Origin of the sequence: Pseudomonas lijiangensis (assembly GCF_018968705.1) — a bacterium.
In the GTDB taxonomy this organism is placed as follows: domain Bacteria; phylum Pseudomonadota; class Gammaproteobacteria; order Pseudomonadales; family Pseudomonadaceae; genus Aquipseudomonas; species Aquipseudomonas lijiangensis.
Genome location: NZ_CP076668.1, coordinates 3,711,750 through 3,731,644, shown reverse-complemented (window position 1 = coordinate 3,731,644; position 19,895 = coordinate 3,711,750). Strand labels below are relative to the sequence as shown.

Genomic DNA, 19,895 nt, shown 5'->3' with positions numbered 1-19,895 from the left:
GCGGTATCACTTGAGATGAGTGATACTGCCCTTTTTCATTTCGGGCAGGTACTGGCGTCATATGCAGATTCAGAAGATTCAGGAAGATATCGGCGAGCACCGCAAGTTATTCGTGCGCTTGCCTTTCGCAAAGTTGTTCAGGAAGCGGGAGTACGCAGTTACCCAGGCTCCAACAGAAACCACACAGTTCACGACCGCGTAGGAGCGAATTCATTCGCGAGACGGCGTTGAAGGCGATGGATTTTCTTTGGGTGCGGGGGCTTTTCGCGAATACCTGATTCAAAAAGCAGGTGGCTGGATCACAATCCGTGGGAGGGGCCTTGGCCGCGACAGCCAAGCTTTCAGGCGCTGAAAATGTGTTGCCTGCAAAGCGGGTCGTCGCGGCCAAGGCCCCTCCCACAGGAATGTTTTTCCTTCATGTGTTACTCGTGAACAGCCCGCCACGGCTTCAGCCACAACGCCAGCCCGACCATCAACCCCGCGCCATAGGCGCAGCCGAGGGTCAGTTGCAGCCAGATATCCTGCAAGGGATGCAGCAACAGGGCCGCCACTGACATGAACAATGCGGCCAGCAGCCAGTGACTGCGCCATGGGACCACGGCGAGCAGGGACTGGCGACGCATCAGCAACAGGCCGGTGACCAGTGCGCCGCCCAGGGCTGCGAGGGCGATGCCGGTCAGACCCAGGAAAAACGGCAGGATGCCCAACAGCACGGCGTTGCACAGGCTGCCGATCAACTCACAGTTCAGCGGCAGACGAGTATCGCCGTCGGCATAGGCGTAGCGCGCCAGCAGCGCATTCCAGGCTCCGAACATCAAGGGCACGGCAAACCAGGCCAGCAATTGTGGCAGTGGGCCGTCGTGGGTCTGGTTGGGCAGCAACAGCACCACCAGCGCACCGGCTGCACCGATCAGGCCGGTCACTGCGGGCAGGGTCAGCAAGGTGGCGCTGCCCAGGCCGCGGCGCAGCAGTGACAGGCGCTGGGTATTTTCGCTGCCGCTCATCAGGCCCAATAGCACCTGGTTCAGGCTCATCAGGGCGATCAAGGGCAGGTTGATGAGTTTGCGTGCCAGGTTGATCCAGGTCACCGCGCCTTCACCCAGCAACGAGGCGACCATCCGCTCCAGCAGCGCCAGGCCCTGACTGGCCAGGTTGCTGCTCAACAGCGGGCCGATTCTCTGAAACAGTTCACGTACAGCGCCCTGTTCGGTCTGCCAGGACCACGGGCGCCAACCCGAGCGAAACAGGGTCGGCAACAGCACGCCCGGCATCAGCAAGCTGCCCAGCACGCAGGCAAAAGCCAGGCCCTCGGTCGTTGCCGAATGGCTGAGCAGTGCGAGGTAAATCACGGGCGGCAGGTTGAACAGCAGCGAGCCAAGACCTGCCAGCACAAAGCGTGAGCGTGCCTGCAGGGGAATGCACAGCAAGGCATGCAGCAGAAAGCCCGGGGCGCACCATGCGAGCCAGTGCAGGCCGCTGCCTGCCTGAGCGTAGCCGTCACTGTCGAGTCCCGGCCCGATCAGACGTACCCAAAGCCCTGATCCAAGGCTCAGGATCAGGCTGAGCAGCACGCCGAAAATCAGCAGGCGTGGTGTCAGCACCTGAAGCCAGTGCTGCTGCCGTTCGGCAGAACGCTGTTGATACAACGGCAAGGCTGCCGCACTCAGCAGGCCGGCCGCCAGGGACATGCGCAAGGCTTCGGGCAGAAACATCGAGACCAGAAACGCATCGCTCTGGCTGCCCGCACCCCAGGCGGCCACCAGCAACCACTCGCGGGCAAAGCCGGCAGCCAGGCCGGTCAGCGTCGCGAGGGTCAGCCACAGGGTCGAGCCGAGCATGGGCAGGTTGCTTAATGGAACAAAGTGAACAGGCCTTTGCCGCCCACTTTGTACTTGAGGTTACGGGCACGCTCGCCTTTGATTTCAGCGTTCGGTCCGCTGACGATGGCGTAATCCGGGATCGGCTTGGACACCACGCTGCCGCCACCCACCACCGCACCTTCACCGATGTTGGCGCCGAACGAGAGCAGGGCGCGGCTACAGATCCAGGCGTAGTCGCCAATCAATACCGGGCCGCCCACTGCCCAGAATTCGGGCTCGTTGAGGTCGTGTCCGCCTGCGATGATCAGCACATGGGAGGCGATGGTCACGTGATCGCCGATCACCAGACCGCCACGGGCATCCAGCTGACAGTGCCAGCCGACAGTGGAGTCGTTGCCGATGCGCAGGCTGTCCACGCCCAGCACCTCGGTATTGCGCCAGACCGTCGAACCCTTGCCGATCTTGGCACCCCCCATGCGCAGCCAGAGCAGGCGCAAGGTGTGGCTGGGAATCTTGCAGATCAGGATGTTGTAGATCTGCTCCCAGGTGCGCAGCATGCGGTCGCGCAAGGTCGGCCAGTTGATGCCGTACAGGGGAATCAGCGCGCCCAGGGTTTCGCTGGCCAGCAGGCGATAGAAACGCCGGGCCAGAGGGTGTTCGATGCGCGGCTCGATATTCAGGTAGCAGATAAAGGACAGGGTCGTGTTCTTGATCCTGGTTTCGAAGCACACCTCGTTGTCCAGCATCCACTGGTAGGCGGCCTGCAGTTCTTCCAGGTCCACGCCCATCTTGCGGGCGTAGTCGGGAAGGGCCTCTCTGAGGTTATGCGAATGCATCATGCGGTGTTTCATTGCGGTGTTCCCAGGTCGGTTGAGGCGGCGGGGGATTTCAAGGGGGGGGCAGCCTTGGTGCGCAGGCGCTTGGCTTCGTGCAGGCTGATGCCGACGAACAGCCAGAACAGCGCGACCAGCACGCTGGTAAAGCTGAAATAGTGATCGAACAGACCGCTGAACAGCGCGGACAGCACGCCGACCGTACAGCCCAGGCCAATGGCGTTGTCAGGGGTGAGGGTGATCTTGCCTGAGGCCGGACGGACTTCCTTCCACCAGCTCACGGTGACGGCAATGAACAGCAACATGCCGGGAATGCCCATCTTGTAGATGAAGTTCAGCCACAGGTTGGAAATACCGAACTGGGTGTAGCCCGGCACGGGAGGGTCGATCTTGAAACCGATGCCGAACGGAAACAGGGCCATGGCCTGCGGGAAGTGCGTGTACTCCAGGAAGCGGATGGCGGTACTGGTGTCGTCGTTGCTGAACAGTCCCATGAGACGATCCTGCAAGGGCGGGTAGAACATCAGCAGCAACACGCCACCGATGCCTCCCCCGACCAACAGGCGCCCGAGATACGGCAGGCGGCGACGCGCCATCCACAGCATGACAGCCATCAGGCTCACCAGTGCGCCCCGTGAGCCGGTCAGCAGCAGGCCGATGGCGCCCAGTGCCGCAACGAGCAGGCCTAGCGAACGAGGTCCGCCACTGCGGGTGATGCCGAAGCAGAACGCAATCGGCAGGATCATCGCAAAGGCACCACCCGCCACGTTGGGGTGCAGCCAAGGCGAGCCCATGCGACTGGACAGCGACAGCAGGCTTTCGCTCAACACGTCGAGACCGCCGTAGCCCATGATTGCCAGGATCGGCGTGATGGCCGACGCCGAGCCATTGATGACATAGGTCGGAATCGACAGCAACAGCATCATCAGGGTGCCGGTGAGTATCGCGATGATCACGTGCTCCAGTGTCTTGCCATCGTGCAGGAGGCGTGGCACCAGAAACAGGATCGACAGGTTGAACAGCCAGCGTACCCAGTTGATCGGGCCGTTGCCGTCGGAAACGATGGTGAGCTGGCCGATCAGGAACGGGAAAGCGCTGAACAGCATCAGCGCCAGCAGCAGGCGCTCGGTACGCATCATCTTCGGCACACGATGCTGCTCGAAGAACATGGCCTGCAACAGATAGCTGGCCCAGGTCAGCATGATCAGGGCTTCGGAAACCGTGGTGCGAATGCCGATCTGTATCGTGGAGTAGGGAATGAAGGCACCGATCACACAGAACAGCAGCAACCCGCGGATGGGCTGGCGGATCACGGTAATGATGGACGCTGTCCCGACCGCTACCAGCAGGACCTTGGAGGCTGGCAGCAGCCAGATCATGACTCCGAAGGCCAGGCCGAAAAACAATCCGAGTGGCATCGCTACCGGCATCAGCGCAACTCCTCGAGAGCTTCATGCAGGCGCTTGTAGAAAGCTTCGTGGGCGTAATAGGTCGCCCAGGTCCTGGAGATTTCGGGGTCCTCTTCAGGGGCCGTGGACAGTTCCCCCATCAGTTGCACCAGTGCCTGGCTGTTGGTGGGCGAGAATCGCGGGCTGTCCGGTGGGGTGATTTCATCCAGAGACGAGCCGGTGGCGACCGCGACTCGTGTACCGACTTTAAGGGCTTCGATCACTGGCAGGCCGAAGCCTTCGGCATACGAGGGTTGCCAGAGGCGATCGGCGTTGCGATAAACCGCATGCAATTCGCTGTCGCTGATGCCGGTGAGCACATGCAACCCTGGCAGACGGCGCTGGGATTCGTTCAAGGGTTCGCTGCCGCCGACCAGCACCAGGTCAGGCACGGTGGGGAACTGGAGGCGGGCGTTCTGCCAGGCGTCGACGAACCAGGCAATGTTCTTGCGCGGTTCGCGGGTGCCTACACACAGCCAGTAACGCTCGGGCAATTGCAGTGCGGCAATGTCAGCAGGCGCATCTTTGAAGCCTTCGACCAGCAGCGGCACGATGCGCAGCTTTTTCCTGGCTGACGGGAACAGGCGTATGACTTCATTGGCAGTGAATTGCGAGGGCACCCACACCACATCGGCGACTCTGAGGGAGTAGGCAATCGATAGGTAGTCGGTCAGGCGATAGAACGCGGCCTTGAGGCGCGAGCCATGATTGTTCTTCTGGGTGATCTGGAACAGGTCATGCAACTGCAGCACGTAGCGTACGTTGGCAGGCTTGCGCCCCAACGGCAGGCCCATGTTGATATTGGCCACGTAGATCTGGACCTCTGTATCGCGCAGGGCCTTGGGCAGGAACAGGCCCTCGAAACCCAGGCGATCCGGCAGGCGATGCACGGAGTTGAGCGGGGTGGCCCATCGTGGCGTGTGGATCAGGCGCCGGATCGGGTGTTCGTAAGGGGCAACCCCGAACAGTTGCAGTTGCACATCGGGGTGAGCGCGAAAGGCTTCTTCCAGCGCGAAGTTCTGGCGGCCGATGCCGCTGACGGGGTAACCGGCCGCAGCGCGGTAATCAAGTCCGATACGCATGCGCGAGATCCTTGCTTGGGGGCGAAATTCGGGTGTAGATACCTTCCAGCTGGGCGGCCGAAACCGACCAGTCGTGCCGTGAGCGCACATAGGCTCTTCCGGCTTCGCCAATCTGAATGAGACGTGCAGGGCTGTCGATGTTGTCGGCGATCAGGCGCGCCAGTTGGGCCGGTTCCTCACTGCCCAGGTAATGTTCGCCATGGGTGACGTCCAGGCCTGAAACGCCTTGCCCGGTCGTGACCACCGGCAGGCCGGCCGCCATGGACTCCAGAATCTTCAGCTTCGAGCCGCCACCCTGACGCAGGGGCGCGAAAAACATCGAGGAACTGCTTTGCAGGGCTCGCAGGTCCGGCACGAAACCCAGCCATTCGATGCGCTGGTCGGGCCAGCGCTCGCGCCAGGACTCGGGCATGCCAAAACCGCCCACGGCAAAGCGCACGGTGGGCGACAGCTCCCAGACCAGCGGCATGATTTCGTCCAGCGCCCACTCGATGGCATCCACATTGGGACCGTATTCGTAGTTGCCGATGAACAGCAGGCGGCGGTTGTAGCGGTCTGCGTGAACATTGGCGTAGTAGCTGCAATCCACGCTGTTGACTGCGATGGACGTGGCCCGGCCACTCAGGCGCGAAAGCACCTTGGCATCTTCTTCGGTGACGGCGACCAGCTCGCTGGTCTGGCGGAAAACCCGCAGTTCCCAGCGCCGGTAGCGCCAGCGGTCATAGACGGCAAAGAAGCTGGCCCAGCGGGGCAGGCGATCATAACTGGCCGCGCCCAGCGCCGATTCGACATTGTGCTCAGTGAGCACGAACGGTTTGCCTGAGCGCTTGAGCGGCCCTTCGAATGGCTGAAAGGCATAGGTGTGCTGGAGCTGAATGATGTCCCAGTCTTCTTCGAGCAGCTTTTCAAAAGTCTGCTCCAGTTTCGGTGCATAGCCGTTGACGCTGGCCAGCATCGGCGGTGGCGCGAAGGCCACGGCCAGCAGGGTGCGCAGGCTGAGCAGCGGACGCCGGTCAATGACGATCAGGCGTTCCAGCCAGGGTTCCAGGGCGCTGCGGCAGGCATCGTCCAGCGGGGTCTTGGATTGCACCAGCAGGGTAATGCGATGACCGCGTGCTGCCAGATTGCGCAGCAGATGATACTCACGGGTCTTGCCGCCGCTGGTGGTAGGCCATGGCAGATAGGGCAGTGTCCATAGAATTCGCATGATTATGGATTCCATTCCAGAATTTGCAGGGTGGGTTTGAGTGCCAGGCTGATGCCCTGGCTACCGGATAGGGGAGTCTGGGTGCCGCTCAATGGATCATGCACGATGCCTTCATGGATTTGCGGAAAGTTGAGGGTGGTGCCGGTGGCGCTCCAGAACATCAGCAGACGTTTGCCGTCGCTGCTGCGTGTCCATGGCACGGCAAACAGGTCATTGGGGACAGTGCTGACGGTTGGCGGAGCGGCTGGCTCCAGGCGCGGTCCGGTGATGTTCAGAAAATTTTGCAGCGCGGTATAGACCGGCTTGGGGTTGGCTTGCAGGTCGAGCAGGCCGTAACCCTGATCGCGAGCGGTGGCGCGTTCGTCCAGATCGCTGAGGTTGAACAGGAAGATGCGCTGGAAATCCAGGGCGCTCATCAGTGCCAGACGACGCAGGGTGTAGTCGGCCTGGCCCTGAGTACCGATGATGGCCTGCATTTCCACCGGGCCTGAATAGCTCGACCAGCCCCATTCGGTGGCCCACACCTGTGACACACCATTGCTGTGCAGAAGATTGTTCATGGCATTGGAGCGCACCAGGAAATCCCGGTCCGCGACCGAGTCGCCTTCGGGGTATTCGGAGTAAGGGTGATACGCCGCCACAATGTTTTGCGAACCCAGGCCGTTTTCGACCAGTGACTGCAGCATGTAGTCCGAGCGGTATTGCATCTGACTGTAGTAAGCCATGCCGGCTGTCACGATGGTCTTGTCCGGCATGACAGAGCGGATCGCATTGGCCGTAGTGAACAGCAGATTGCCGTAGGCAACCGGATCGGCCCTGGGCAGCCAGATGATGTTCGGCTCGTTCCAGACCTGCCAGTTGTTCACATGGGGGTAACGCTGGGCCAGTGCCGCCATGCGTGTGGCGAAGACGTTGAAATCCAGCGGAGGATACTGATCACGGCTCGCAGCGGTAGAGACCGAACTGCTGGCGAAGGGGGCCGAGCCCACCAGATAGGCGAGGGTGTTGTAGCGATGGCTCTTGATGGCAGCCATGGCGTTGTCAAGATCCGTGAGGTTGTACTGATCCTGGACCGGCTCGATGATCGACCAGTGAATGGTCAGTCGTACCCAGTTCAGTCCCAGTGCGTCCAGACGCTCCATCTGCTGCTGGTAGATCTCGGGCGCAAAATACTGGAACTGCACGTTGACGCCCAGGAAGTCCTTCCAGACCACCGCACGCGGTGCCTGCAGAACGGTCGCTGCCTGAGCGACGGTTCCCAGAGTCATCGCGCCTGTCAGCAGTGCCGCGATGGCCAGCCATGATCTTGATGTGCGCCGCATATCAATTCACCTCGCATGCCTGCCGGAATACATCCCTGAAACGTTCTGCCGTTTGACTCCAGACCCGGGTCTTGCCTATGCGCGTAGCGTTTTCGGACCACTCGATGGCCATCCGCGGTGCCGCGCAGATACGATTCAATGCCTCGGTCAGTGCGGCTACATCGCCCTGAGGGTAGATCATGCCGTTGCCATGGGAAACTTCTTCGGCAAACGAACGGGCATCCGACGTGATGACTCCGCGACCGCAGGCGGTGGCCCAGGACAGCGCGCCGCTGGTGCCACGCAGCTTGCCCAGAATCTTCAGCTTGCTGGACTCTCGATAGGGCAGGACCATCACATGATGGGCCTGGATGACATGGGGGATCTGTTCGGCAGGCAGGTCGAGCTGCCAGTCCACCAGATCCATCAGACCCAGTTGCCGGATACGCAGACGCAACTGATCCAGATAGCTGCCCGACGGCCCGAAGGCCATTTCCGGCTCGCTGCCACCGGCCAGTGTCAGGCGCACAGTGGAACGCAATTGCGGCTGGGCGACAAAGACATTGGCCAGAGCATCCAGAAGATCCTCGATACCCTTGCCGCGATAGATGAAACCGAAATACAGCAACCGCAGAGGCTTCAAGGCCGGCAATGGCACCGGCTCGATTGCCAGGTTGCCATGATTGATCACGGCCATCTGCGACTGCTCCAGGCCCATGCGCTGTTTCAGGCTCTGACTTCCAGCCTGGGTCAAGGTGATCAGACGGGTCATGCTTCTTGCCAGTTGACGCTCTTCGCGCAGGCACAGCGGGTCGGCCAGTACTGTGGCGATTTCCGGCAGGGGAGAGCGCAGGTTGCTGGCCAGGGATAACGGCCATGGCAGTTTTTCCCGACGCCAGACCAGGCGCTCCGGATCATGCACGGTGGCGGTCAGGGGCAAATGGGGGAAGCGCTGACGCAATGCCCGCAATGCCTGAAATTCCGCCAGCCGTCCGCCGCCCAGTTCGGCATGGACCAGATCGATGCCACTCCAGTCGGTTTCGGCGACACGTTGTTCGGCCTTGCGAGGATCGTTGCCGATGCCTCGCAAGGGCGTACTTATCTGCACGCCCGACTCCAGCAGAGCCTGTTTGAGGTGCCCGGCATAATCGGCGATGCCGTTCTGCTCCGGTGGAAGCGGGGCGAGCAGGGCTATTTGCATCAGGCACGACTCCCGATGCGTTTCAGGAAGTTCAGCACGTGCTCCGGCACTACGAAGCGGCGACGGTTGAGGATCACGCCGTCGACCTTCTTGAATGCAGTGTTCAAGGTGGCCAGGGCATCTTCGAGCATCGGTACGGTGGTCTGTTCAGCGCGTACCACCAGCACGATCTGATCGGCATCACGCAGCAGGACGAACGCTTCCTGGTTGCCGTAGACGCCTGAAGCATTGATCAAGACGATCTCTCCCGGTTTTGCCGGGCCACGGCCTTCAGTGCGTACGCTATGGCCCTGTTCGGTCAGCAGGGTACTCAGACGCGAGATGACAAAATTCACCCCTTCGCCCCGATGCACGGAGGTGAAGCCGATGGCCAGGCCTTTTTCTGCAACCTGACCCAGAGGCAGGATGCCGTAGATCCGGTGCAGGTTGGCCGTCAGGGCCGCACTGCGATCCTGGGCACGCTCCAGGTCCGGGAGGCTGGTCCAGACCGGCACGCCAAAGCGTCCTTCGATCTTGTCGCCGTCGTGGATGCGCTGATCCAGCAGGTAGAAGAAGTACAGCGCCAGGAAGCCCACGACAATGCTCAACGGGAAGGCCAGCAGCAGCATCAGCATGCTTTTCGGGAAGACCCGACTGGCGTTGAACGTAGCGTCTTCGATGGTAGCGATGTTGCTGATCTGGCTGTTATCCAGTTCGCGGTCGATACGCGCCTTCTCCAGGCTGTCGGTGTAAAGCGCATAGCTTTTCTGGGCCGCATCCAGTTCGTTCTGCAGGCGCGAAAGCTCCGGCTCCAGTTTCAGGGCCAGCTGGCGGTCGCTCTCCAGTTGGGCCAGTTGCGCGTTCTGCTGCGCCAGTTGGGTTTGCAGGCGGGCGTAGCTGGTCTGCTGGTCGGCATACACGTTCTGCATGCGGTTATAGATCGGGTTCGGCGTGATGCTTTCGGAGCGCTGGATGGTTGCATCCTGCTCCTTGAGCAGTTGCTTGAGATTGTTGATTTCTTCGTTGGCGGCACGTACCGGTGGTGCTTGCTCCTTGAACGAACGCAGCAGTTCCTGACGCTCGACTTCCTTGCCGTTGATGCGGTTCTGCAGGTCCTGACGGTTCGGGTTCAGCGCCAGTTCGCGGCCTGCCGAAACCGTCTTGGGTTGCGCTGCCAGTTGTGTCTTCAGCGTGTCGAGTCCGGCCTTGGTGGAGGCGATGGCGCGGATGGTGTTGTTGCGTTCGGTACGCAGGTCATTGAGGCCCTGGGACGTATCGGCCAGGCGCTGGGAAATGCTCACCGCACCCAACTGGTTCAGATAACCCTGAATCTGTTGCTTGTACGAAATGATGTTGGCGCCAATCGCCTTGACTTCGGTTTCGTAGAACCCGTACAGGCTCACGCGGCCCAGGGTCTTGGTGCGTTGCAACTGGTATTCGTCGATCCAGGTCTTGAGCACGATCTGCGCGGTAACCGGGTCATTCCAGGTGAAGGTCAGTTCCATCACCGATGAACCCTGTTCGTGACGGACCTTGAAGTTCTTCTCCAGATCTTCGGCCATGCGTTCGACCGGCGTGCGCTTTTCCGCCAGTCCCAGGAATTGCAGCACGCTGTGCCCAGCCTCGAAGACCGAGCGCACGACGTACTTGATGCCGTTTTTCACCGAAGCCATGACCCCGGTTTCAGGCTCGATCTTGGACAGCTCGTTCAGGTACTTCTCGGCCACCATGCGCATGATCGGGCGACCGGTAAGCATGCGCTCTTCGTCCAGCAACGGATCACGAAGGCCGTTGGGCACTACGATCGCCTGGCGGTCGGACAACTCGATGGGCACGGTGCTGGTGTCACGACCGGGCTTGACCAGCAACAGCGCGGTGGACTCATAGCGGTTGGGAAGCAGGAACGCACCCAGAATGACGATGACGAAGGTCACCAGCACGGTGATTTTTACTTCACGCTTGAAGATAAAAAACAGGCGTAGCAGATCGCGAAATGAACGGATATTGATCATGTCTTTTCCCTGACGATTAGTTGTTGTTGCGCAACTCGTAATTCATGCCCAGACCTATCGATTTCGCGAAAGGAATCAATTGGTTGAAGTACAGGTTGACACCGTCCACCTTGTTTCCGACCGAGGATTTGGGGACAAACACTACATCGCCACGTTGCAGCAGGACCGGTGCCCGAGGACCACCGGCGCCTGCCCAGAGAAACTTGCTGTAATCGAAGAAGTAGGTCTTGTAGAGGCCGTCCTCTTCAAGGCGCAGCAGCGCCACCTGACGGGCATCTGCATCGAGTGCGACCCCGCCGGCACCCACCAGAGCCTGCTCCAGATTGGTGGCCACATTGACCGGCAGAGTGACCGAGTTTCGCACTGCACCGCCCACGAACACGGTATTACCCGGTGATTGGGAAATATTGATGGTCAGGGCGGTCTCGCGATAGACATCCTTGAGCTTGCTTTCCAGTACGTCGTTCAATTGCGGCAGGGTCAGGCCGGCCGCCTTGACCGTACCGATGTAAGGATAGGAAAAGGTCCCGTCATTGAGGACCTGAAACAGCGTCAGCTCATAGATGGAGTTGGCGGTGAACGCCGATATGGATGGCGCTTCCCCGGTATTGCGCACGATACGCAAGGTATCTCCGGGGCGAATCCGTTCCGGTGGCAAGGGTTTGCCCGCCAGAGCCCGGCCAGCCGCCTGACCGGCTTCTATCTGGGCCTGGTCGTCGGGCAAGCCGACCCTGGCGGGGGTATTGCAAGCGCTTAGCAGCAATACGCTGATTAACAGCAGAATGCTTTTCATCGGTCCTGAACTCCTGTCATGCACGAATAAGGCTCCCTTTCGGGTAAAGAAATCATGGTGGCCGGTAATGCCTGTCCAGTGCGTTTCCAGACTGTGTGAAAACTACTGCGCTCGGTCATGCTGCGTTGAAAACAGGCTCGGAGTGCTCATTTACAACACGTAAACTCCGCCTCCTCGCCTGTTTTCGCCTTGCCTGACCTTCGCTCGCTACGTTTTCACACTGTCTGTTTCGGTTCAGTTCCTCATCTTTGTCGATTGTCTTGCCATGATGACCTTGCCGTTAAGTTTCATGCCTTGGCCGCTTCCGGTGCCCGGCCATAAATGTCAGTGAAGCGCACGATGTCGTCTTCCCCCAGATACTCGCCACTCTGGACTTCGATCATCACCAGATCGATGACGCCCGGATTGACCAGACGGTGCGTGTGGCCCGGTTTGATGAAGGTCGACTCATTGGTGTCGAGCATGAATTCCCGCTCGCCATTGGTGACTCTTGCCATGCCGCTGACCACGATCCAGTGTTCGCTGCGATGGTGGTGCATCTGCAGCGACAGCGACCCTTGCGGGCGAACCACGATGCGTTTGATCTTGAAGCGCTTGCCTTCTTCGAGCACGGTGTAAGTGCCCCATGGCCGGGTGACGGTGCGGTGCAGGCGATAGGCGTCGTGCCCCTGGCGCTTGAGTTCCTGGGCGATGATTTTCACGTCCTGGCTGCGCGTGCCATCGGCGATCAGCAGAGCGTCCGGTGTGTCGATGATGACCAGATTGTCCAGGCCCACCGCACCCACCAGACGTTTCGGCGAGTCGATGTAGCAGTTGGTCACGTCATGCAATACGGTCTGGCCGTTGCACTGGTTGCCCTGTGCATCTGCGGCAGTGAGTTCGCGCACGGCCTGCCAGGAGCCGATATCGCTCCAGCCCAGTTGGCAGGGCACCACAGCGACTTTCTGCGAGCGCTCCATCAGTGCGTAATCGATGGAAATGTCCGGGACCTGGCCGAACAGTTCACTCTCCAGTTCCACTTGCAACTCGTGATTGCCTTCCTTGCTGATGCTCTTTTCAAGACAGGCCTTGACCGCCTTCAGTACGTCGGGAGCATGGATTTCAAGCTCACGCAGCACGGCATCGACGCGCATGCAGAACATCCCCGCATTCCACAGATGCAGTCCGCCGTCCACATAACCCTGGGCGGTGGCTTCATCCGGCTTCTCGACGAAACGTGCTACCTGATAGCCCTCGGCATTGAGTGACTGACCTTTTTCGATATAGCCGAAACCGGTTTCCGGTTTGGTCGGCAGAATCCCGAAGGTCACCAGCCAGCCTTGCTCGGCCAGTTCCTGAGCGACTCCTACTGCTTTCGAGAAGGCGTCCACATCCGTGATCAGGTGGTCTGCGGGCAGCACCAACAGTTTGGCGTTGTCGCCATACAGCCGGGCCACGTGAAGCGCTGCCGCGGCGATGGCTGCCGCCGTGTTGCGACCAAAAGGCTCAAGAATGAAATCCAGAGGCAGTTTTGTCTTGTTGAGCTGGCGATAGTCGTCAGCGGTCCGGAAATACACTTCACGGTTGGTGACCGTCAGCAGCCGTTCGACTTCCGGCAGCCCTGTGGCGCGTTTGAAGGTTTTTTGCAGCAGACTTTCGCCATCGGGAAGGCGCATGAACGGCTTGGGCATGGCTTCGCGAGAGACTGGCCAGAGTCGGGTGCCGGACCCGCCGGCGATGATGCAGGGGATGAGGTTGCTCATCAGTAAGCCTCACGAGTGAAGAGCACTGCCGGAACAGTGCGCATAAGGATGTAAAGGTCGAACCAGACGGACCAGTTTTCTATGTACTCAAGATCGAATTCGACGCGCTTTTCGATTTTTTCCACGGTGTCTGTTTCACCACGATAGCCATTGATCTGTGCCAGACCGGTAATGCCTGGCTTGACCCTGTGGCGTGACGTGTATTCCTTCACCGCTTGCTCGAAGAGAATGCCGGCCGCTTTGGTTGCCGTTGCATGGGGCCGAGGTCCCACCATCGACATGCTGCCTGCCACGACATTGAACAACTGTGGCAGCTCATCCAGGCTGGTCTTGCGTATGAAGCGCCCGACTCGAGTGACCCTGGCGTCACCTCGCGTGGTTTGTTGCTCGGCGGTTGCATCGGCCTGATGCTGATGCATGGAGCGAAACTTGAAGACCTCGATCAATCGGTTGTTGTAGCCATAACGCTTTTGCCGGAACAGCACCGGGCCGGGAGAATCAAGCTTGATGGCCAGGGCGATGAGCAGCATGATCGGTGACAGCGCCAGCACCGCCAGGGTCGACAGCACAATGTCTTCGGCACGCTTGAAGAACGGCGACCAGCCATTGAGCGGCACATCGGAGGCATTGAACATCGGCAGCTTGGCGACTTCGGTAATGCGGTTGTGGGTGTGCCGGAAGGCGATCATGTCCGGCACCAGCAAGACATTCACCGGCAGCCTGCGCAGTTCGCGAATGATGTAGTCCATGCGGTTTTCGGCAGTCCAGGGCAGGGCAACCAGCACCTGGGTAACCTTTTCCTCACGGATCAATCGTTCCAGATCGCTGGTGTTGCCCAGCAACGGCAGATTGGCGACGGTCTTGGGCATACGGCCGATACGGTCATCGATGAAGCCGGTTACCCCCGAACGGATATCCTGATGCTCAAGCAGGTATTCGGCCAGGCGCATGCCGTTTTCCGTGGCCCCCAGAATCACGGAGTTCTGCAGGAAGATGCCTTTGCGCATCTGGTGCTTGAAAAACACCAGCATCAACAAGCGAACGATGCAGAACAGGGCCAGGCTGCTGAGGTACCAGAAAATCAGTTGTTCGTTGCTCAGGTGCTTGAAAAAGCCCATGGTCTGGTGCATGAACAGCAAGAGGCCAAAGGCGGCAGACCAGGCGAAAGCAATGATGCGCAAGCGCAATGCGTTGCTGAACAGCGCTTCGGAGTAAACCCCCAGTGCCTGAAAGATCAGGACGCAGACCACACTGAAGAACAGCGGCATCAGTGCGTAGTCCTTGAGGTTTTCGATAGTGCCGTTGTGCATCAGTGCGAGGATCAGCATCCCTGGCAGGATGCAGGAAACTCCATGTATCAGACGGATGCCCAAAAGGAAGTATTCGACAAGGCTGGTGCGTGTCAGCGAAAGACTGTCGACTGGTTGCAACCGCATAAAGCTCCCTCACTACATGGCACTCATGGCTCGAGCACCGATCCATGATCTGTCGGTCGTCATATCGTAGAGTCAAAAAAATATCTTTTCTATTTATTTATCTTCAGAAAAGCCATTTATTTGTCGTTTTTGGTTTTTTCCTTGTTGTTCTGAAGTGTTGTCAATTTCTTCAAGGTATCCAAAGCCTTTGATAGCGTAAGTCTTTTCTCTGCATTTTGAAGGTTAACTACCTCAAATGGGGGTTTCTTGACAGTAAAGCTCATGACACAGAAAAAGTGTCACTCTGGCGATATTATTTTGCCCTTGATAGCGCTGCGCAGGGCCTTCGAGGGCTTTTTCCCCAGTCATTTCGGGTAATCCTGCGTTGCGGGTGCCCCGGAAAAAATTATCATCAGGGACGGGCCTTTTCCTGCGCGGCGGGGTCACACCAAGTGCTATACGGAAATTGTGTCTGTACAGATCACCGAACATGGGAGGCGTCATGACAAAACGCAGAGCGATTCTGATTCTGCACGGCAAGCAGTCGCTTAACGAGGATGTCCGCAACGCCGTGCTGGAAAAGCGCAAACAAGGCTGGGATCTGGATGTGCGACTGACCTGGGAGGGCGGTGATGCCCAGCGACTGGTCACCGAGGCGCTGGCCGCAGGCCACAGGCATATCATTGCCGGAGGCGGTGACGGGACGGTACGCGACATAGCCGAAGCGCTGGCCCAGGCTCGTACCAGCAGCAGTATGGTTATCCTGCCACTGGGCACCGCCAACGATTTCGCCCGGGCTGCTGGCGTACCGCTGGAAGTGGCGGACGCGCTGGATCTGCTGGATGTGGAACCGCGTGCGGTTGACCTCGGCGAAGTCGGCGGCAAATTGTTCCTGAACATGGCCACCGGCGGTTTTGGCAGCCAGGTCACGGCCAATACATCCGAAGACCTGAAAAAGGTGCTGGGCGGCGCAGCCTATCTGTTTACCGGGCTGTCGCGCTTCAGCGAGCTGCATGCGGCTCATGGTGAGCTGGTCGGGCCGGACTTCCACTGGCGTGGCAATCTTTTGGCTCTGGGAATCGGCAACGGACGTCAGGCCGGAGGCGGGCATGTGCTGTGTCCAGAGGCGATGGTCGATGATGGCATGCTCGATATCAGCATCCTGCCAGCGCCCCAGGAAGTGGTCGGCACGCTCAAGAGCCTGCTCGAAGGTGGTCTGGGGATCGACAACATGTTTGTGCGTGCCCGCTTGCCCTGGGTCGAACTCAAGTCTGCCCAGGGGCTGGACATCAATCTGGATGGTGAGCCGCTGTCGGGCGAGAACCTGCGTTTCGTGGCGCGTCCTGCGGCCTTGCAGGTCCATCTGCCGAAGAATTCACCTGTACTCGGATCGGTTCAGGCACTCAATCGTCCAGACTGATGATCCGCTCACGCACGCTGAACAGTACCAGACCGGCAACATCGTAGATCTGCAGGCGCTTCATGATCTGCGATCGGTGACTTTCCACGGTCTTGATGCTCAGGCCCAGTCCACTGGCGATTTCCCGGGTGGATTTGCCTCGTACCACCAGACGCAGTATCTCCAGCTGGCGAGCGGTGAGGTTGTATTTGTCCAGGGCTTCGGGCCTGTTGGTGCGCGGACCGCGCAAGGCCCGGTTGATCACGGTATGGGCGATGGCGGGGCTCAGATAGCGTTCGTCGTTGCGCAGGGCTTCCAGTGCCTGCTCCAGCTCTCTGGCGGTCGCATCCTTGAGCAGATAGCCGTGAGCACCCGTTTCCAGGGCGCCCATGATGGTGTCGGGATCGGTGTGCATGGAGATGATCAGCACTTTGCTGTGGGGCTGTACCGCAAGCAGTTGTTCCAGAGCATCCAGGCCATTGGTGTCCTTCATGGTGATGTCCAGAAGGATGATGTCAGGTTGCAGTTCGAGCGCAAGGCTCGCCAACTGGCTGCCATCGGCTGCTTCGCCAATGACGGCATAGCCGGGAATGTCTGAAACCAGAGCGCGTACGCCCGCCCTGATCAGCGAGTGGTCATCGATCAGCAGTAGATTGCAAGTCATTGAGGCTTCTTGTGTGCATTGGCCCGTTCGTGGGTACGAGGAGCCCAGGGAAACAATACGTCGATCTGTGTGCCTTGACCCGGCGTGCTGTGCAGGCTCCAGGAGCCATTGAGCAAGGCGACGCGTTCGGCCATGCCTGCCATGCCGCGCTGGCCGGCATCTGCGGGGTTTTCTGTCGGCTCGAAGCCGACGCCGTCATCCGAGATAAAGAGCGAAAGCCCGGCGGGCAGGCGCTGCAGGCGCACCAGCAGGTTTTTCGCATGGGAGTGGCGCAGCACATTGGTCACGGCCTCCTGAGCGATACGAAAGGCGGCCATGGCCATTTCTTCGGGAATGCCGGCCAGTCGCTGCTGACATTCCAGGCTCCAGCGTACCTGACTGTCGCTGAGGCTCTTCAGCAGATGGGCGCGCAGGCTGGCCTCCAGTCCCAGGCTCGACAGCTGGCGGGGATTGAGGATGCTGGACAGGTCGCGCACTTTATCCAGGGTTTCTTCAAGGATGGCATTGAGCTGGGCGCCGTGGGATTGCGCTTCTACGGGCAGGCGACGCTCCAGCCAGTTGCACTGGATCTTGGCCGCAGTGAGCATCTGTCCGATGTCGTCGTGCAGTTCCCGGCTGAGCCGATGACGCTCGCTTTCCTGGACCTCCAGCATCCGTTCGGCCAGTTCCTGAGGCTTGAGCTGGATCAGCTGGCGGTTGCGCAACCGGGTGAGCCAGATGCTGATGAAGGTGATCAGGTTGAGGACAAGCAGTGGAAGGGGAAGGGCATCGGTACTCAGGAACAGCCCGATGTTGCCCAGGATTGCGCCTGTGCACAGCACGTTGGTCAGCCAGTGGCCGTTTTTCGTGTTCAGGTATCGGAACCCTGGGAGCTTCCTGCTGAGGTGCATAACGAATGGCGCCACTTTTATGGTCGGTGCGGATCGATATCCGGCAGTTGTATAACAGCTCGTCAACTCAAGAGCCTGCCCATTCCCGGTCAGCCATCCTGTTTCAATGAAGGACGATTTAATGGTTAACCCGCATTTCTGTAAACAGAAAATTGCCGGTCAATAGGTGCGGTGGGCATTCTTAATGATGTTTCTGGATGTTTCCACTGGTCCGGGAAGTTGAAAAAAGGAATGGGCTTTGAGCAGGGATGACGTGCAAACCTGCTGTTACTGGTCGCTGATACTGGAGATTTCAGACAACTTTGCCAGAAGCGCCTGCTGCTCATCGCAATCCATGAGCATCTCGCCGGTTTGCGGGTCGATCAGTTCCAGTTGCCAGGACATCAATTCCAGACAGCTTTTCAGCGTATTCAGGATTTCTGGCGAAAAGCCGGGATACTGGCAGGCTTCGGTGAGCCACTGCTGCAGCTTTCTGGAGAAATCGGCAAGGCTTTCGATCGAAGCGCTCTGTGCTTCGAGGCTCAGTTTGAGCAGATTGGTCAGCAGGCCTTCGATGGCGTCTTCATCGTCGCCGATCATTTCCAGGTGCGACAGGCATTCCTCTGACTTGCAGAGAAGGTTCTGTGAATTGCTAAGGAACTGATCGTGTTTTTCCTGCCACTCATTACTGTTCAGCATCCTCTGTCTCCACGCATTTCAGATAGCGAATTTGTTTCGCCCGCAGCGAATGGACGACAGTTAATGGTGATTTCAAATGAATGTATGTAGGGGGTTTCCGAATGTTGCTCAAGGATTGCTTGTGAACATTTGAAAAATGAAGCCTTGAGTGGCGCCAAACCGTTGTCGGACTGCAAGACGAACAAAGGCATGATTCCATTCGTTCACTGTGAATGGCGTCACAATAATGGCTATTGGGAGTTGAGAATATCAGGTCGGCCCTGATAGGGGCTCAGGGGTACCCCTAGGCTCGAAAGCGTCGAGTCTGTTTTTTTGTAAGGGTCAAATAAGAGTTTTCTGTCATATTTGACCGCAGGCAGTGCGACATCAGTAAAGCATGATGGTAATGTGACATCAATGCTTGGACATTGTATTTATGGCTATTAAGGTCCGGGCTGTTGCAGCCGATACAGGTACTGCAGACCCATCGTGATCAACGCTTCAGGAGCTATAAATGGCTGGCATTCTCGACACAGTAGATCAACGCACACAGCTGGTGGGCGAGAATCGCCTGGAAATCCTCATGTTTCGCCTTGCCGGTCGTCAGCTGTTCGCGATCAACGTGTTCAAGGTCCAGGAAGTGCTCCAGCTCCCAAAACTGACCCTGATGCCGCAACGACACTCGTTTGTCTGTGGCGTGGTCAACCTGCGCGGCCAGACGCTGCCGGTGATCGACCTGTCCCAGGCGATCGGCATGCGCCCGCTTGTTCCAGGCCCGGGCAGCACCATCATCGTGACCGAATACAACCGTTCCGTGCAGGCGTTTCTGGTCGGTGGCGTGGACCGTATCGTCAACATGAACTGGGACGCGATCATGCCGCCGCCGACCAGCGCCGGTCGCCAGCATTACCTGACAGCCATCAGCAAGGTCGATGACCAGTTGGTGGAGATTATCGACGTGGAAAAAGTCCTCGCCGAGATCGTGCCTTACAACGCCAAGGTGTCCCGCGAAAAGCTGGAAGATCCGGTTCTGGAGAACGCAAAGGGGCGTGAAATCCTTCTGGTCGATGACTCGAAGGTGGCGCTGTCGCAGTTACGTGACACCCTTTCGCAACTGGGCCTGAAGCTGCACGTTGCCAGCGATGGTCTCAAGGCGCTGAACATGCTCAAAGGCTGGGCAGATGCCGGAGAGAACGTCGAAGAAAAATTGCTGATGGTCTTTACCGATGCCGAGATGCCCGAGATGGACGGTTATCGTCTGACCACGGAAATCCGCAACGACCCGCGTTTGCGCAGCCTGTACATCGTGTTGCATACCTCCCTGTCCGGTAGCTTCAACGAATCCATGGTCAAGAAGGTCGGTTGCGACAACTTCCTCTCCAAGTTCCAGCCCGACAAGTTGGTCGAAGTGGTGCGTCAGCGCCTGATAATGGTCTGCGGCGGCTGAAACAT

The 19,895-nt window shown here is 59.0% G+C and carries 16 protein-coding genes; 2 read left to right on the top strand and 14 right to left on the bottom strand.

Annotation, left to right across the window (positions count from 1 at the left end; genetic code table 11):
• Positions 1 to 422: 422 nt before the first annotated feature.
• The 11 genes from KQP88_RS15245 to KQP88_RS15195 all read right to left on the bottom strand — a co-directional run bounded on the left by KQP88_RS15245 (position 423) and on the right by KQP88_RS15195 (position 14,854).
• Positions 423 to 1,838 (bottom strand): lipid II flippase MurJ, encoded by a 1,416-nt coding sequence (locus KQP88_RS15245; RefSeq protein ID WP_200993247.1) that lies wholly within the window; start codon positions 1,836 to 1,838, stop codon positions 423 to 425.
• Between the two features lie 11 nt (positions 1,839 to 1,849).
• Positions 1,850 to 2,671 carry an acyltransferase gene (locus KQP88_RS15240; protein WP_025260763.1) on the bottom strand — a complete coding sequence of 274 codons (822 nt, stop codon included), beginning with the start codon at positions 2,669 to 2,671 and terminating at the stop codon, positions 1,850 to 1,852.
• On the bottom strand, positions 2,668 to 4,083 hold the full coding sequence (locus KQP88_RS15235; RefSeq protein ID WP_216703509.1) for an O-antigen ligase family protein: 1,416 nt from the start codon (positions 4,081 to 4,083) through the stop codon (positions 2,668 to 2,670). The genes KQP88_RS15240 and KQP88_RS15235 overlap by 4 nt, the downstream gene beginning before the upstream one ends.
• A complete protein-coding gene (locus tag KQP88_RS15230; protein ID WP_200993245.1) occupies positions 4,083 to 5,183 on the bottom strand; it encodes a glycosyltransferase family 4 protein in 1,101 nt (366 codons plus the stop codon). The genes KQP88_RS15235 and KQP88_RS15230 overlap by 1 nt, the downstream gene beginning before the upstream one ends.
• Positions 5,167 to 6,390 carry a glycosyltransferase family 4 protein gene (locus tag KQP88_RS15225; RefSeq protein WP_200993244.1) on the bottom strand — a complete coding sequence of 408 codons (1,224 nt, stop codon included), beginning with the start codon at positions 6,388 to 6,390 and terminating at the stop codon, positions 5,167 to 5,169. The genes KQP88_RS15230 and KQP88_RS15225 overlap by 17 nt, the downstream gene beginning before the upstream one ends.
• A 2-nt stretch (positions 6,391 to 6,392) precedes the next feature.
• Entirely contained in the window at positions 6,393 to 7,712 is a 1,320-nt protein-coding gene (locus KQP88_RS15220) for a cellulase family glycosylhydrolase (protein WP_216703508.1), read from the bottom strand.
• A 1-nt stretch (position 7,713) separates the two neighbouring features.
• Positions 7,714 to 8,892, bottom strand: coding sequence for a glycosyltransferase (locus KQP88_RS15215; RefSeq protein ID WP_216703507.1), 1,179 nt, complete (start codon positions 8,890 to 8,892; stop codon positions 7,714 to 7,716).
• Positions 8,892 to 10,883, bottom strand: a complete 1,992-nt coding sequence (locus KQP88_RS15210; protein ID WP_216703506.1) for an exopolysaccharide transport family protein — start codon at positions 10,881 to 10,883, stop codon at positions 8,892 to 8,894. The genes KQP88_RS15215 and KQP88_RS15210 overlap by 1 nt, the downstream gene beginning before the upstream one ends.
• 16 nt (positions 10,884 to 10,899) lie before the next feature.
• On the bottom strand, positions 10,900 to 11,676 hold the full coding sequence (locus KQP88_RS15205; RefSeq protein ID WP_216703505.1) for a polysaccharide biosynthesis/export family protein: 777 nt from the start codon (positions 11,674 to 11,676) through the stop codon (positions 10,900 to 10,902).
• 287 nt (positions 11,677 to 11,963) lie between these two features.
• Positions 11,964 to 13,418, bottom strand: a complete 1,455-nt coding sequence (locus tag KQP88_RS15200) for a mannose-1-phosphate guanylyltransferase/mannose-6-phosphate isomerase (protein ID WP_216703504.1) — start codon at positions 13,416 to 13,418, stop codon at positions 11,964 to 11,966.
• Positions 13,418 to 14,854 carry an undecaprenyl-phosphate glucose phosphotransferase gene (locus tag KQP88_RS15195; protein WP_216703503.1) on the bottom strand — a complete coding sequence of 479 codons (1,437 nt, stop codon included), beginning with the start codon at positions 14,852 to 14,854 and terminating at the stop codon, positions 13,418 to 13,420. Before KQP88_RS15195 ends, KQP88_RS15200 begins: the two co-directional genes overlap by 1 nt.
• Before the next feature lie 481 nt (positions 14,855 to 15,335).
• Here KQP88_RS15195 and yegS point away from each other — a divergent pair, with 481 nt between their 5' ends.
• Positions 15,336 to 16,253 carry a lipid kinase YegS gene (gene yegS, locus KQP88_RS15190; protein ID WP_216703502.1) on the top strand — a complete coding sequence of 306 codons (918 nt, stop codon included), beginning with the start codon at positions 15,336 to 15,338 and terminating at the stop codon, positions 16,251 to 16,253.
• Here the strand turns inward: yegS and KQP88_RS15185 are convergent.
• The 3 genes from KQP88_RS15185 to KQP88_RS15175 form a co-directional block, all read right to left on the bottom strand.
• A complete protein-coding gene (locus KQP88_RS15185) occupies positions 16,237 to 16,896 on the bottom strand; it encodes a response regulator (RefSeq protein WP_216703501.1) in 660 nt (219 codons plus the stop codon). The two genes, yegS and KQP88_RS15185, sit on opposite strands and share 17 nt — an antisense overlap.
• Positions 16,893 to 17,786, bottom strand: coding sequence for a sensor histidine kinase (locus tag KQP88_RS15180; RefSeq protein ID WP_216703500.1), 894 nt, complete (start codon positions 17,784 to 17,786; stop codon positions 16,893 to 16,895). The genes KQP88_RS15185 and KQP88_RS15180 overlap by 4 nt, the downstream gene beginning before the upstream one ends.
• A gap of 267 nt (positions 17,787 to 18,053) precedes the next feature.
• Entirely contained in the window at positions 18,054 to 18,464 is a 411-nt protein-coding gene (locus tag KQP88_RS15175; protein WP_216703499.1) for a hypothetical protein, read from the bottom strand.
• Positions 18,465 to 18,957: 493 nt separating this feature from the next.
• Here KQP88_RS15175 and KQP88_RS15170 point away from each other — a divergent pair, with 493 nt between their 5' ends.
• The gene (locus tag KQP88_RS15170) at positions 18,958 to 19,890 is read left to right on the top strand and encodes a chemotaxis protein CheV (protein WP_200993233.1); all 933 of its coding nucleotides are present in this window, start codon (positions 18,958 to 18,960) and stop codon (positions 19,888 to 19,890) included.
• The last annotated feature ends 5 nt before the right edge of the window (positions 19,891 to 19,895 follow it).

Coding starts and splice junctions, on each gene's coding strand:
- KQP88_RS15245 (WP_200993247.1), bottom strand. CDS start 1,838: ATGCTCGGCTCGACCCTGTGGCTGACCCTCGCGACGCTGACCGGCCTG.
- KQP88_RS15240 (WP_025260763.1), bottom strand. CDS start 2,671: ATGAAACACCGCATGATGCATTCGCATAACCTCAGAGAGGCCCTTCCC.
- KQP88_RS15235 (WP_216703509.1), bottom strand. CDS start 4,083: ATGCCGGTAGCGATGCCACTCGGATTGTTTTTCGGCCTGGCCTTCGGA.
- KQP88_RS15230 (WP_200993245.1), bottom strand. CDS start 5,183: ATGCGTATCGGACTTGATTACCGCGCTGCGGCCGGTTACCCCGTCAGC.
- KQP88_RS15225 (WP_200993244.1), bottom strand. CDS start 6,390: ATGCGAATTCTATGGACACTGCCCTATCTGCCATGGCCTACCACCAGC.
- KQP88_RS15220 (WP_216703508.1), bottom strand. CDS start 7,712: ATGCGGCGCACATCAAGATCATGGCTGGCCATCGCGGCACTGCTGACA.
- KQP88_RS15215 (WP_216703507.1), bottom strand. CDS start 8,892: ATGCAAATAGCCCTGCTCGCCCCGCTTCCACCGGAGCAGAACGGCATC.
- KQP88_RS15210 (WP_216703506.1), bottom strand. CDS start 10,883: ATGATCAATATCCGTTCATTTCGCGATCTGCTACGCCTGTTTTTTATC.
- KQP88_RS15205 (WP_216703505.1), bottom strand. CDS start 11,676: ATGAAAAGCATTCTGCTGTTAATCAGCGTATTGCTGCTAAGCGCTTGC.
- KQP88_RS15200 (WP_216703504.1), bottom strand. CDS start 13,418: ATGAGCAACCTCATCCCCTGCATCATCGCCGGCGGGTCCGGCACCCGA.
- KQP88_RS15195 (WP_216703503.1), bottom strand. CDS start 14,854: ATGCGGTTGCAACCAGTCGACAGTCTTTCGCTGACACGCACCAGCCTT.
- yegS (WP_216703502.1), top strand. CDS start 15,336: ATGACAAAACGCAGAGCGATTCTGATTCTGCACGGCAAGCAGTCGCTT.
- KQP88_RS15185 (WP_216703501.1), bottom strand. CDS start 16,896: ATGACTTGCAATCTACTGCTGATCGATGACCACTCGCTGATCAGGGCG.
- KQP88_RS15180 (WP_216703500.1), bottom strand. CDS start 17,786: ATGCACCTCAGCAGGAAGCTCCCAGGGTTCCGATACCTGAACACGAAA.
- KQP88_RS15175 (WP_216703499.1), bottom strand. CDS start 18,464: ATGCTGAACAGTAATGAGTGGCAGGAAAAACACGATCAGTTCCTTAGC.
- KQP88_RS15170 (WP_200993233.1), top strand. CDS start 18,958: ATGGCTGGCATTCTCGACACAGTAGATCAACGCACACAGCTGGTGGGC.